The sequence below is a fragment of the Bacteroides sp. 519 genome, assembly GCF_010500955.1.
Lineage (GTDB): Bacteria > Bacteroidota > Bacteroidia > Bacteroidales > Bacteroidaceae > Bacteroides.
This window is the reverse complement of the sequence record NZ_QVMJ01000014.1, coordinates 174,804-189,002: the sequence shown is the minus strand read 5'-3', so window position 1 is coordinate 189,002 and position 14,199 is coordinate 174,804. Positions and strand designations below refer to the sequence as shown.

Sequence of the window (14,199 nt, the reverse complement as noted above, 5' to 3'; positions counted from 1 at the left end):
GTATGTATATTTAGTTAACTAAATACGTGTGTTAAGGAATATCATCAATTATATGCTTTTTCATATTTTCAGTGATATATGTTTGGTATTCTCCTTTTTCGTCACTGTAAATAAAGCAAGCTCCTATTTCGGGATGCGAAGCTATAAAGGTTTCGGCTTCCTCTAATCCCATCACCATAAAAGCAGTAGCATAGGCATCTGCACTCATACAGTCTTTAGCAATCACTGTTGCCGAGAGTATGGTGTGTTGCACCGGATAACCAGTACGCGGGTCTATGGTATGAGCGTATTTCTTACCATCTTTATAATAAAAATTCCTGTAATTGCCCGAAGTTGCAATCCCGCAATCAGTAAGTTGTAGCCTCATCTGAAGTTCCTGGTTTTGTGCAAGCGCATCCTCAACAGGTTTGCTAATACCAACCCGCCATAAGTTACCATGAGGATTAACACCCTTAAGCACTTCTTCTCCACCAATATCTACCATGTAGTTTTTTATACCTTTGCGATCAAGAAACTGAGCTACAACATCCGTAGCATAGCCTTTGGCAATGGCGCTGTAGCTTACCATTATGCGTGGATCTTCCTTTACCAGTTTATCATTTTCTAAAGCAATTCTTTTGTAATTGGTTAGTTGCAACAAACTATCAATGGTTAATGAATCCGGAAAATCTCCTTTTTTAAAGCCAAAGCCCCAGGCGTTTGCCAAAGGGGCAATTGTACCATCGAATGCGCCGTTGGTTGCTTCCGAAATTTCTTGTGCACGAACAAATACATGCTGGAAAAAAGTATCTAATTGAACCTCTTCGTTCCTGTTAAGTTTGCTGATAATCGAAGATGTATTAAAGGGATTCAACGACATATCAAACCGTTGTAATTCCTCTTCTATTTCGGATTGTATATCTTTGTTGTTTTGGTAAGTTATTTTGTAGAGAGTACCAAATATTCTTCCATAAGCTGTTTGATAAGGAATATTGGTGTTATTGTTATACAATATATAAACGGTAGCTATGGTTAACGGAATAAGCCATAGTAAACGTAACCTTGATTTCTTTTTCTCTTCCATAATAAGTAGAAAAATGGTTTTTAGAAAGGTAATTTATAGATCAGAGAGTAGGTTATACCCATTTTAGATGTGTCGTAAGTGCCAAATCCGGGAACCATCCAGGGGTCGCCATACTCACTGGGCGAGGCTGTTATTCTATACTTCATCCGCACAGACCATCCCATGTAAATTTGTTTGTATATATGTACTTTTACTCCACAAACCAATTCGAACCAGTGCATGGTTGCCTTCAGCCCTTTATGGTCGAATCCTGGTCTGGTAGTTCCCCACACACCATCTTCTAAATTAGGATTGGTATCGGTACCATTTTCCAGATCAATGCTTTCTATATCGTATGACATCGGACTGAACGCATATCGTAACCCCACATACAAATGTCCCTTATTATTCTTTTTGTACATGGTATTGTAGTTCATTCCTATTTTGAAGTAAGGAGAGCTACTTTTGTAAAGTATATTGGTGTTATCGCTCCGCGTGTTGGTGGTTCCGTAGCCAATTTCAGCAATAGGGAAGAAACGGTTTTTCAGGTTTGCTTCAACAGCTATTTCGGCTGTGAGGATATCACCTCCCAAAACTTTACTCCCAATTCCATATAAATCAGTACTAATGCTTATGCCGTTGTATAGCGGATAAACAACTTCGGGTGCTTTCTTCTCATTCTTCTGATTGGCCTGACCGAAAGATGGAGATACAATCAGAAAAAGAAAAAACAGGCTACTCAGTAGGTGCCGCCGGGAAGAATATGCGAAGATTTTCTGTTCCATCTTTATTGGTATTTTTGTCTGTCAAAGCAATAGAATCCAGAGCGTGCGTTGTATAATAATAGTCTGTAACAACTTGTAGCATATCAAATCCGCAGTCCATGGATACAAAATATTCAGTATTGGTATGTTTAAACACAATTGTATCTCTTATCTCTTCGCCATAGTGAAGAATAATTGCAGTAGTATCTACCGCATATTGCAGCGGTAAAGATAACGATTGAACATTCTTATCTTGATTAAGGATTGTATCACTCTCTGTTTCGGTGGTTCGTACCGATATTGTGAGTGTGGCTAACGAGCCCGCTATAGGTTTATTGGTTTCACTCAAAGAAAAGAAACCTCCATTCAAAGTGGCTCTGCTAACTATGGAGCAATCGCTTTCTTCGGCACAGGAGATAACCATTCCGGCCACAAAAGAAATCACTGCCATTATCAGCGTTATGTTAACAAACTTTTTCATAATTGCCTGAATTACGGGTTATGGGTTATAGGCTATATTTTTTCTTCAATCTGATAGCTGTCACGATCTGGTGAGTGACGCGAGATCAACTCGCCCAGGAAACCGGTGAGAAAAAACTGCGTACCGATTATCATAGCGGTCAAAGATATAAAGAAATATGGAGAATCGGTAACCAACCTGTAAGGTAAACCATGATGCATGCGATATAGTTTGCTTATCCCTACAATAATTACAGCTACAATACCCAGAAAAAACATAAGCGACCCCAATATACCAAAAAAGTGCATCGGTTTTACTCCGAAACGCGAAAGAAACCATAGGGTTAATAAATCCAGATATCCGGCAAAGCGTGACAAGCCAAACTTGGTTTTTCCATACTTGCGTGCCTGATGCTGAACAACCTTTTCGCCTATTTTGTCGAAGCCGGCATTCTTTGCCAGATAGGGGATATAACGATGCATTTCACCATATACCTTGATGTTTTTTACAACGTTTTTCCGGTATGCTTTCAGTCCACAATTAAAGTCGTGCAGATTTTTGATGCCCGATACCTTACGGGCTGTTGCATTGAATATTTTTGTTGGAATGGTTTTCGACAGCGGGTCGTATCTTTTTTGTTTCCATCCCGATACCATATCGTATCCGTCAGACACTATCATCCGGTACAGTTCGGGTATTTCGTCGGGGCTATCCTGCAAATCGGCATCCATGGTAATAACTACATCACCTTCTGCCTCTCTGAACCCACAATGCAAAGCCGGAGATTTGCCATAGTTCCGCCGAAACTTCACACCCCGTACATTAGGCGACTGGCTTTTGAGGGTTTCCACTACCTGCCATGAACTATCTGTACTGCCATCGTCTACAAAAATAACCTCGTACGAGAAGTTATTTTTCTTCATAACACGGTCTATCCAGTTGAATAACTCATTCAACGACTCTTCTTCATTATATAAAGGGACTACAACAGATATATCCATATTAGTTCTTTTTTTTCATTACAAACGGAGCTGTAACCAGCGATATTATACTGCAATACAGAAAGTTTGAAGATAGCAATTGCATTGTTATTTCAATGGGCGACAGGGCTCGTAAAATATCCAATCCGTCTTTTACCTGGTTAATATAGGCTTCCATGCCAGGCATATTGGTAGGATATGCGTTTATTGCATCCGTCATCTGCCCAACAACATATCCGTTATCTATAAACCTGAAATATATGTAATGTGCTACAGCAGTGAGCAGTGCGGCAAACATATACATAAAAATCATGAAAAGCCAACTTTGCAGAAAACCAATACTCCCTTCACATATTTTATCTCTGAATACTTTGGCATACCGGTAACCTATAAAAGGAACAGCCACTGTTAACCCAAAGAATAGGAGAAGAAGAAAAGGATTGGCTAACCCAAGGGGGAGAAATACAAATTTAATTATCCAGTATACTCCCATATATGTGCCAAATGTCATGGCATGTCTTTGTAAATTGATTCTGTTCTCGGCCATTTTTACTTTAATAAGGCACAAAGGTATAAAAAAAGTAGATAAAGTTAGATGGAAAGCAAAAACAAAAAAACCGGATTCCTCCGGCCTATAAATCTATATTAAATTATATTTTTTCTTTTCTTTGTTAGAAATAGTATCTGCACATTTCACTGTTTCAAATAAAAATTCTTTGTCTATATCATTTAAATTACCCAAATGCTCTCCATCTTTAAATATAGCACTTTTGCTAATTTTCCTTATTTTAGAACAGTCCACAAAACTATTCCAGTCCAACTCACAATCATAATCTTTTTTAAATAAGGGGTATTGCAAATGTTTATTCTGAATTCTTTCCTCTGAGTTTACAACAACGAAACCAATGAAATTATCATCATCACAACCTATAATAACAAATCTTTTTAATTTGTCAGGAGTAATTCCCTGTTCTTTACCCATTATTATTCTATAAATACTACCTGGTACTATGAATTTTTCTTTTGCCAGTTGCAATCTTTCTCGTAAATCATCATTTAATCCTGGCATAGTTTATATAATGCTTGATCTATAAACAGGTTTTCTTTTATATAGTTAATTATTTCTTGTGTAGCACCTCCTTCTTTTGCAATATCAATAATAGATAATCTATCTCCAATATCTGGATATTGTTTAAATCGCTTTACTGCTTCATTATAAGCAAATTTATGCGATTCTTCTGATAATAAAAATGAATCTTTGTCTTTGTTTTCTTCAATGGACTCATCTAAGCATTTCAAGTTAGAAATCGACAATTCATCCATATCAGGCTTTTCTTTTGTGTAGAATACTGAATGACCTTTATATTCCTTACATGTTATATTTTGAATAAAAGCGACAATATCTTTTCCTTTTTCATCGCCTACCTCTAAAGATTTAAGACATTTGTATAAAAATGCTGGAACAGGCCCGTGTTCTCTAGCCATAAATGAATCTTCCACAATCTCGTGACCGTAGGCTACTAAATGCTTTTGTTGGGCAAAGTATAAGATCTTGAAAATTTTTATATAATCAGCACCATTAGAGAATGCTTGGAGTATATAAAGCAAAGTTGCCCTAATTTTCAATATCTGATCATTTGTTTTCATGATTGTAATTTGTAGATTATATGTTCCTACAATATGTTGTTTTTATGCTACAAAATTACGAAAACATTTTTAATTGTGCTACCAATAATTCAAAACTTCATTAGTTTTACCTGTCATTCACCTATCCTATCCCCACAATACTTTTTCCTTTTGCACACCTTGCAATGTTTCCCCATCCACACTTCATCAAATTGATTGGTGGCGGCTTCTACTATACCGGGCATGTCGGTAAAGAGTCCGGTTTCAAAGTTTCGGGTTGTTTCGCTTTTCATGCCGAAGGCTGCTCCTGTAAGGTTGGCAGAGCCAATGTAAACAGTTTGAAGGTCGAATATCAACATTTTGAAGTGTACTCTGGGACAGAGCACTCGCTCCATAGCTTCCCATAACAGTGGGTATTTATCGAAGTCTTCGCGAAAGTTCTTTCCTGGTTCTTTGGCATGAATCAGGCGGATGGATACGCCTTGCCGAATCTTTTGCTCCAATACGGCAAGTAGCGGAATGGCTACATTGCCCGGCTTCACATAGAGATCTTTGAGATCGGCAGTACCTATCCATAAGGTGTGTTTTACTACTTGAAGTTGTTGCATCAAGAGGGAATAGTGGGATTGAGAGCGAATGTATTGGAGCATGGGAGTGTTATTTGTTTAAAATTCATTGTTCATATTCGTTTGGTTCGGTTAGAGGCTTTTTTGAAACGCTGAGTTACGCTAAGTTACGCTGAGTTTTAGTTTTCCTGCGGCATCGAAATAAAAACTCCGTGTAACTTAGCGTAACTCAGCGTTTCAATTCCCTCTCTAATTTGAACCCAAACCCCTCTACACAAAAGTTTAAAATGCAAAATTTGTCGTCATTCAACACGCAAAGGCTTTATCGATTTGATTAACAGCGTATTAAATGCGTGTTGAATGCCGTGTCGAGAAACATTATTACAACCTTGTCGTCACGCTTTCAACACGCTTTATTTTGAGTCCATGCTTCTACGCAAGCTATATAGCATTGGGATTCCGGTCTATATAGATGAGTGCCCTCGATCTATATAGCACCGACCCCTTGTTCTATATAGCATTGCCCCCTCGATCTATATAGAAAGATATTTTACTTATTATTGAACAGCACTTTTCTCCCGGTAGGATAAAGCCTCTCTCCTACCGGGATGAAGCGTTCATCCTACCGGGAGAAACCGTTTATCCTACCGGGAGAAAGGCGTCATGCTACCGGGAGAAAGAGTTATAATACTGTGATTCAAAGTACGAACAATGTTGTTTTTTTTATAACTTACTGATTTTTAGCGACTAACAAAAACATCTTAGTGATAGCAGTGGTAGATATATTTTACCATCACTGCATCTATCACTAAATTAATCAACTGTTTATCAATACGTTATTACTGTTAGTGATAGCAGTGACAGCAAAATGGCGAAAAAACATTTTCTGAGGGGTTAGCTGATTTGCATTTTGCCCTGATTTGCTTTTGGGTCCCTGCTTCCATACAGAGTAGCGCATTCCCCCAAATCGCATTGTATGAAACTGCTAATACTAAAATAAAATTAAATCCTCTTCTTTTACCTCACCAAATATAGATATCACTTTGTTGCGCGCTTTTTCTTGAATTTCAGGGGTGATATGAACCCAAACGGTATATAAAGCGTAGGCTAAAGCTGCTAAATCATCGGTAAATCCGGCAAAAGGGATTGCATCTGGAATGAGATCTATGGGAAGAATGAAATATCCCAAAGCTCCTATGATAATCATTTTTTGCTTTTTAGGAAAATTCTCGTCTTGCAAAGCATAGTAACACAAAAATACTGCATAAATAGTCTTTGCACCAGCTTTTTTTGCAAACTTGGCTATCTTGTCCATAAGACTGTTCTCGGAGTATTCTTTTTCATATTTTTCGAGCTTTTCGGGAGTATCGAAATTTTCGGTGTTTTCAAAGTTATTCTCTTGTTTCATGTTTCTTTAGTTGAATTTTAAACCTAAAATATTGACCTAATTGTATAATCTACTGAAAGTGTTTCTTATTCCATGTATAACTTTCACCAGTATGTTTCAACGCTTCAGTCCATTGTCGTTTTCTTTTTCCCAGATCACTTTGTATGCGATTCTATTATAACTATACTTTCCAAGCCACCCACAAGGAAATGTTCTATTAGATTTGCACCTAGGGCATTGCATTGGAACACTAAAAGTAGTTGCACGATATTCAATATCAACTGCCTTGAAAGTTTCATCACACTCACTGCAGCAAAATCTTATTGTCCCTCTAATCATCTATTAAATGTTTTCGTATGATTGGTATTGTTTTAAATAGTCAACAATAGATTTTACCTCATTTTTTAACAATATAACCGCCCGGGAGAAATGCGCATGCAGTTTGACCTAAAAGTTTACCGAATCCTATAGAATAAGACGCTAAGTTATTTTTCTGTCCTAGCACAACTTTCTTGCATATTGGACATATTTCTTTTTTATTCATATTTTCTTCCAACTAAAATAACCTCCATGCATGTAAATGCTACTAATATCAACCCCTTTTTGACATTTAAAAGCCTCTATAACTTTCTCTTTACTTGCTATTGAGCCAAATGGAAGCTGACCGAAAGGCAATTGCACTTCCACAGTTGTTCCTTTGTCCATAGGAATTTTATTATCGCGTGGTGCTTTGGATGTGATTATGAATGTTGGCATATTCTTTTGATTTATTTAATTCCATTATTTATACTCTTAACCGCTCTATCCGGCTCTCTTATTACCCAATCCATTGATAAGAGTGCCGCAATATAAGTCATATTAAACTTTTTCTTAATTTCAGAAAGTGTAATCCCATGAATAGAAAAATCTTTTTCTATACTCACGTCTTCCAACCACTTGTCAAGGCCGTTTTTCAATGATGCATCTATTTTCGAAAGACTTTCACCTAATATCTTGGCTTGTTTTTCTGTATACCCTCTTGCTGTCAATATTTCTACTGTCTTTTTCATACTGTCTTCTCCATATACTGTTTTAATACATCTTCTGCAAAAGCGCGAGCATCAGCTTCTACTGGTTGCATTGCATAATGTTCAAATCCATAAGTTTCAACATCTCTGTATCCATAATCAAGTTCGTTTGTTCTCCAATTTGATAATTCTCCTTGCCTTGGATGAACTTCACGCTCATTCAAATTGTAATCTTGATACGCATGTCTTCCTTCGTGTATGAGGGTATCCAACACATTGGCATAACATTCTATAGACTCACCTTTGATGTGTTCGCTACTTATCACTATCTCTTTTGACATTGAATTGAAATACCCACAACAGCCCTCTCCTAGTTCTTTTGCCAACACAACAGATGCTGGTCGGTGCGTGATTTCAGCCATAATACTTTCCAGCTTATTAAGTGTATCCATCCGCTCATCAAAAGAAAGCTCTTTCCAGTCATCATATCTCAAGCCCTCAACTTCACACATTGCGTCCGACACTTGTTCTATCTGAACAAAGTCATTGGGAGCTTCTAACAACTTTGTATCTATTTGATCTTTTATTGGCTCAATCAGTTCTGCTATTTCTTTATTTGAGTCAATAGCTTTTGGTGGATGCGAATCGTTTAATTCATCAATTCGATTAACCAAGACATCATGATTGCCCAAAGGTAACACTTCCTGAAGATAGTTTTGTTGACTTTCGGATAAACTAAAGCGAAAATTTTCTAAATTGTTTGTGCCTTTGTATTCTTCTTTCCAATCTTTAACCAAACCACTAATTGTATTACAATAATCAGCATCGGATATCGTACGTTGAGAAGGGTGATATGTTGCTATATATATGCGTTCATCAGTATAATAGGCTCTACAACAACCGACTTCTTTAAAATTATTTTTTGATATAAAATCATTCCCAATTTCATATCCTCCTTCAACTGGTCTTATAATTGCATTTTCAACAGATCTTCCTCCAATAAGAACTACATCTGGACGCAAAACTTCAAGTTGTTTGTTGATAATATCATTGTTACGTTCAACCTTTGCTGCAATAGTTGAATCGTCTGTGTAAGCAGTTCCACTTTGTAGTTCCTTTCCTATATTAATATAACCTGAATTGGATTTGAAAGTATAATAAGCCTCTTCCGAATTGAGTGCTGGCTTTACTTCTTGATAACTTTCTCCAGATTCAATTTGATTAGCAATTGCTATTAATGGCCTAAAAGTAGGTCTTCCCTCCGCAGGTTGATCCAATAAAGACACTTTGCGATTTAATGATTCAGTTAAATCCCAACCACCTAAATCATCGCCATTTTTATCATACGGTTCTTTCAGAATGGCTATTATTTTAGTAGGTGCATCATAATAACGTTCAGGGTTGATAGCTCCATCAATTATTGATTTTGCTCCTTCACGTTTACAAGGTAGTTGCTCTATTTCTTGCTTCAATGCATCAACTTGATCTAAAAAATCGTTTTTATCCTTCATTGCAAGTTCTTTAGATAGAAATTCGGGATAAACATCTTCATACTTTATTTCTCCTATTTCTGTACATCTCTTTTGTATACCTTCTAGCAACTCTGTCTGAATTTCCGTTGGTGTATTTTTCCAGTCTTGTTCAGAAACAGATAATTCTCTCAAATATTCTTTTTGGCTTTGTGAAAGCTCTAAACTCTCATTTTTCATCTGAGAGTTTAATCCTTCGGTATCTTTGTAGTAGAGTCCTTCCATCTTTATTTTACTTTATCAACCTTTATCCAATATGTATCAGTAGATAACGAACCTGCAACTAAACATTGTCCTGTCATCAATTTAGGAATAACCTTGCGTTGTTCTTCGTTTAGTCCCATTGATTCACTTATAGCTTTGCTATCATCTTCGGCTACTAAACGATGAGTAATCTTCAAGTTGGTGTTTTTAATTGCATCTGGGATTAGGCGTGTTGGCACCTGGTCAACTAAAAACATACCCTCTCCATATGCACGAATCTCGGATAACATATTGGAGAACATCATAGCTGATTTATATTGTGGCAATTCTTGGTTTTCACATTTTGCCATTACTCGATGTGCTTCTTCAATAACCGTAAGATGTTTACATGCGTTATCGTTGTAATCTATTTGCCCTAATTCAACACAGGCCGATTTATACTCATACAGGAATTGTAGAATGAGAGCCATTAAAAATGCTTTGTCTACATCATCGCCAACATACGAAAGGTTAATTATACAACGTTTCTCAAAAAGTTCTTTCCAGTCAGTCGAATGAGTAGTATTTAGCATTTCTCCTTTCCAACCTCGTTTCAAACTATCTATACGTGTATTTAAACACGCTTTCATGTTTCGTTCTATGCGTTCTTCATATTGACGATTTGAAATAACTTTGTCTACAGATATGCTCATACTGTTGAGGGTTGGTGCAAGCGTTTTCTTATATTCGGGAGTAGCTGTCAACCAATTGGATGTTGTATTTTGATAAACTGTATAAATAAGATCTTCCATTAATATAGGAAGAATATCATACATAGGAAATGCAGCTGCAAAAGTTGATTTTAATCGATCTATATGAGCCAACACATTGGGTTCTTGTTCTTTCGATAGCCAAACAATCTCAAATGGATTTAATTTTAATTTTTTCTTGAAAGTATATCCATTCGGATGAGCCTTACTTTTAAATATTTTACAGCCAGGCATATAGATATCTATCGGAGTTTGAGGATGTTTTTTGTTATATTCCAATGCCCAATCTACATACTCTGTTTTTGCTGGTTCTATTACTAAAAATGGAAAATCTTTTGTTAACCCATTTAGTATAGCTTGTACTGTATTAGTTTTACCACTGCCATTAATGCCTGATAGTAGAGTGTGCTTAGCCAAAGAACTAATAGGTATTTGATACTTCATACTAGTTTCTGAACCACCATAAAGCAAACTGCCAATGTGTATTGATTCTGTCGAATATTCTACTTGGCTTAAACTAAATTCTGGTGAACTATCAATTACGCTAATACCAGGTACGGAACGCAAGGGAAAATTGATAAAATATGATAATTCTTTGGTTGTTAGAACAGTTCGCAGATCATTAAAATGTTTTCCAAAAGGATTTTGAAAATATGTGCCATTAGAAGATTTTATCTTGATTAATGGATAATCCATTTGTGCAAGAGTCTGCGGAATGATTTTATCCACAACATCTTCAATGTGATGTATTCTTATAGGTTCGAAAGTGGACTCCTGCCCACTTACTATCGACTTAAGCTGCATTGAAGCACTTTGAAGCTCATTTTTGTAATCAGATAAAAGGTAAACACCTACACTCCAACAGCCAAGAGCTTTGCCCAACTCATATCTTTTTGAATGATAAAAGAGGTGCTCAGATACAGATTCTATCTGTTTGTTTACAATATTGCTGCTTATCGATTTTCCTTGTTGTTCAGAAAAAGCATCAGTTTTCCCTTCTTGCGTTGTTTCAGAATGAGAGGTACCTTTTGTTTTTGTTGGAGTAAATTCGGATAGAAGATTACCACCCATAATCCGGTTAGCACCATCTAATACAGCTACGGCAGTTGTTATTGCCCCAGCAGGAGGGAATAGAATAGAAGCTAACATCAAACCTGCACCAAGGGTGCCCCATATGTTTTTTTTAGATGTGCTCTCGTTTGTTCCATCTGTGATAGATTTGGATAAGCTTAGGGTTTTACTCATAGATGACGACTGATTCTCTGAAAAGTTGAATGTTTTCAATGATTCTGCTTGCCCATTAAAATCTCGACATTGATATAGTATCCCATCAATATCATTTTCTGAAATAGGATCTGCTATTACCATGTATGTGAAGTTTTTATTTCGCATACCAGATAAAAGAGTGTCGATTGTGGCTGGATATACTGTTTTATATTGGCTTTCCATTGATGGGATGCCAGTCAGAGCATCAATATAATCGTATGATTCCCGTATCTTTCTTTGGATAGGTTCCAATGTTCCTTTTCTATGACTACATTTCATTCCAGGCCAAATGCCTTCAATGAAATTACTCAAGTTTTCAACAAAAGTAGCATTTATTTCTTCCTTTGAAAAAGAACGTAACCCAAGATACATTTCATAGATTCCATTTTCTCCGTGAACAATAAAAATAAGTTGTGTCTTTGTTGGGATAAAACAGGATGCTAGAATTTTTTGTATAGCAGTAAAACACTTTTCTGCACTATCTTCGAGCGGTTTTCCTACTTGAGATATTTTAAGCCAAAAAGGAACGGATGGTGAATCAATTCGATGTTTATTTGGAACCTCAAGATACAATGGTTCAGAATTGGCTGTCACAACATTGAGATACTTTCTTTCAGATGTAAAGGATAGGGATTGTGCAATACCATTGGCTGCCAATATTTTGGCAGTTGGTTCAAATTGCCTTGCCTCTTCCTGTTTAATTATTTGTTGTTTCATAGCTTATTCAATAGGTATCATAATTTTTTGAAGATTAGAGTCAATTACTATAGTAAAGTACTCTTCTAACACATGGGAAATAGATGATTTGAATGAGGAATTCTGATTAAGATTTTCTATTATAGACAACTTTAGTTTTTCTGTTATTTCTTTTTCTTTTTTCAAAATATCTTTTGCTTTGTCATGCCGTTTACTCTCATCACTAGTTAATAAAGCTTTCAGCACATAGTAGGGGATGGCAAAAACTCCCCAAAGTATCGCAGCAACAACTTTCCATAAAACATCTATGATTATATGGCTAATGCTGTCACATATTTCAGCAATAGAGTCAGAAACATGTTTAAGGCTGTTATTGATAGCAGCTTGTTCCCCCAGTTTAACTTCGCTAGTCGTAGCAATTTCTCTACCAGGAGCATAACGGCTAATAATTTCATTCATCCTTACTCGTATTTGCTCACTTTCGTTTTTGACAAAAGTTTGAAAAGTAGAATTTATAATACCATTAATTTTATTGTTTTGAAAAAAGACTAAGTCTTTTTGTAGTTTTTCTTTGAGTTCACTTCTTTTTGTAGTTTTACCATATTTTATCCAGCTATTACAAGATTCCTCTATTTGTTGCCAAGCAGTTTTAGTAACATTTTCGGAAAGCATATTGATTAATAATTCGCGCATCTTATCATTCCGAAACATTGGCGGAATATCCTTTTTAAGCTGTTTTGTTAGTTGAGAAGTTATAGCATCTGTGGTTCCAAGCAATGCTATTCCCCGAGAAATTGTAAGTGATGGATTGTCTCTGTCTATTTTTACCTTTTCCAATGGAAGGTTAAGTACCTCCGCAATCAATGGTCTAATGAAATTCATTCTAGAAGCACCACCTGTCAAGAAGACGCCATTGATCCTTTTGTCTAAAACGTGAACCTTTTTAAAGTCTTCAAGAGCTTTTTTAAGTTCTGATTGATAATTCGTTGCATCTTCTACCAGATCATTAAGTTGTTGAAGGTTATTTATCCGTAGTTGTACATAAGTTTTCGCATACTCTTCATATGATTGATTGCTCTCGGATATTATTGAATCAAGTGTAAAGCCTCCAATTGTTTTAGCTTCCGCGCTTCTACCATAGGCATCTTCCTTAAATTTACGAGCCTTAAATAATAAAGCATCTTCATATTCAGGATAGTTTTCTATAAATTCAGAGATATTATTTGCGCTAAGAATTAATTTAGAGTAGATAGCACGATCTATCTTAGAAGCACCCAAATCATACCCATAATCTACTGGTTTTTCATCATCAGATAAATAAGTAAAGTCAAGCGTACTTGAACCAAGATCAAACACAATAGCTCCACGGGTGATTTCATTTGCAAAATTTACTTTTGGACTTTTCGCATAGAATATAGCAGCACGAGATTCCGCTGTTAAACCTGCTAAAGGAATATCTGCTTTAATAGCCATTTGACGATAGAGTTCTTTTGCTCTTTCATCCGTCCAACCAGAGGGTCGTGCAATATATACAATATGATTGGAATCAGTAAGCCTATCATCATTCTCCCGAATCTTATTATAAACGGCTCGCATAAAGTCAATCATGAGCTTTTCTGCTTCACCTTCTAATGAATGAGGACATTGTTTAAAACAAACTCGTATCCCATCATTATCTGTGGTATATTCAAATGCCTCTTCACCAATATAAAGACCTCCATTAACTCTGCAAATAGCAGAAGGTATAACCTTCGATCGAGCTCCCTCATTAATGTCAATATCAAAGATATCAGTTAAACGTTGACTTGCTGTTTTGTTCCATTCAAGTTCACAAAGGGCCGCTGATGTTTCGCCATGCCCAAAGTCAATTCCAACAACGTACTTGTGCAGTTGTTTATTTGGAATTATTAATTCAGCCATATG

14 protein-coding genes are annotated in these 14,199 nt (G+C 36.3%); all 14 read right to left on the bottom strand.

What is annotated here, in order from left to right:
* Nucleotides 1–31: 31 nt before the first annotated feature.
* The 14 genes from D0T85_RS13280 to D0T85_RS13215 all read right to left on the bottom strand — a co-directional run bounded on the left by D0T85_RS13280 (nt 32) and on the right by D0T85_RS13215 (nt 14,196).
* Nucleotides 32–1,063, bottom strand: coding sequence for an FAD:protein FMN transferase (locus tag D0T85_RS13280; RefSeq protein WP_163214003.1), 1,032 nt, complete (start codon nt 1,061–1,063; stop codon nt 32–34).
* 20 nt (nt 1,064–1,083) lie between these two features.
* Nucleotides 1,084–1,827 (bottom strand): DUF6048 family protein, encoded by a 744-nt coding sequence (locus tag D0T85_RS13275; RefSeq protein ID WP_163214002.1) that lies wholly within the window; start codon nt 1,825–1,827, stop codon nt 1,084–1,086.
* Entirely contained in the window at nt 1,778–2,287 is a 510-nt protein-coding gene (locus D0T85_RS13270; protein WP_163214001.1) for a DUF6452 family protein, read from the bottom strand. Before D0T85_RS13270 ends, D0T85_RS13275 begins: the two co-directional genes overlap by 50 nt.
* Nucleotides 2,288–2,319: 32 nt before the next feature.
* Complete coding sequence (locus D0T85_RS13265; RefSeq protein ID WP_163214000.1) at nt 2,320–3,267, bottom strand: glycosyltransferase family 2 protein; 948 nt, start codon at nt 3,265–3,267, stop codon at nt 2,320–2,322.
* A gap of 1 nt (nt 3,268) precedes the next feature.
* Nucleotides 3,269–3,793: a DUF4199 domain-containing protein gene (locus D0T85_RS13260; RefSeq protein WP_163213999.1), complete on the bottom strand. Its 525-nt coding sequence runs from the start codon at nt 3,791–3,793 to the stop codon at nt 3,269–3,271.
* 93 nt (nt 3,794–3,886) lie between these two features.
* Entirely contained in the window at nt 3,887–4,315 is a 429-nt protein-coding gene (locus D0T85_RS13255) for a hypothetical protein (RefSeq protein ID WP_163213998.1), read from the bottom strand.
* Nucleotides 4,303–4,893, bottom strand: a complete 591-nt coding sequence (locus D0T85_RS13250) for a Panacea domain-containing protein (protein WP_163213997.1) — start codon at nt 4,891–4,893, stop codon at nt 4,303–4,305. Before D0T85_RS13250 ends, D0T85_RS13255 begins: the two co-directional genes overlap by 13 nt.
* Nucleotides 4,894–5,006: 113 nt before the next feature.
* The gene (locus D0T85_RS13245; RefSeq protein ID WP_239060712.1) at nt 5,007–5,480 is read right to left on the bottom strand and encodes a phospholipase D-like domain-containing protein; all 474 of its coding nucleotides are present in this window, start codon (nt 5,478–5,480) and stop codon (nt 5,007–5,009) included.
* Between the two features lie 949 nt (nt 5,481–6,429).
* Nucleotides 6,430–6,846, bottom strand: a complete 417-nt coding sequence (locus D0T85_RS13240; RefSeq protein ID WP_163213995.1) for a YkvA family protein — start codon at nt 6,844–6,846, stop codon at nt 6,430–6,432.
* Between the two features lie 519 nt (nt 6,847–7,365).
* Complete coding sequence (locus tag D0T85_RS13235; protein WP_163213993.1) at nt 7,366–7,581, bottom strand: hypothetical protein; 216 nt, start codon at nt 7,579–7,581, stop codon at nt 7,366–7,368.
* 11 nt (nt 7,582–7,592) lie between these two features.
* The gene (locus tag D0T85_RS13230; RefSeq protein WP_163213991.1) at nt 7,593–7,874 is read right to left on the bottom strand and encodes a hypothetical protein; all 282 of its coding nucleotides are present in this window, start codon (nt 7,872–7,874) and stop codon (nt 7,593–7,595) included.
* Nucleotides 7,871–9,586, bottom strand: a complete 1,716-nt coding sequence (locus tag D0T85_RS13225) for a hypothetical protein (RefSeq protein WP_163213990.1) — start codon at nt 9,584–9,586, stop codon at nt 7,871–7,873. Before D0T85_RS13225 ends, D0T85_RS13230 begins: the two co-directional genes overlap by 4 nt.
* A 2-nt stretch (nt 9,587–9,588) precedes the next feature.
* On the bottom strand, nt 9,589–12,297 hold the full coding sequence (locus D0T85_RS13220; RefSeq protein WP_163213988.1) for an ATP-binding protein: 2,709 nt from the start codon (nt 12,295–12,297) through the stop codon (nt 9,589–9,591).
* Nucleotides 12,298–12,300: 3 nt separating this feature from the next.
* A complete protein-coding gene (locus D0T85_RS13215; protein WP_163213986.1) occupies nt 12,301–14,196 on the bottom strand; it encodes an Hsp70 family protein in 1,896 nt (631 codons plus the stop codon).
* Between the last annotated feature and the right edge of the window lie 3 nt (nt 14,197–14,199).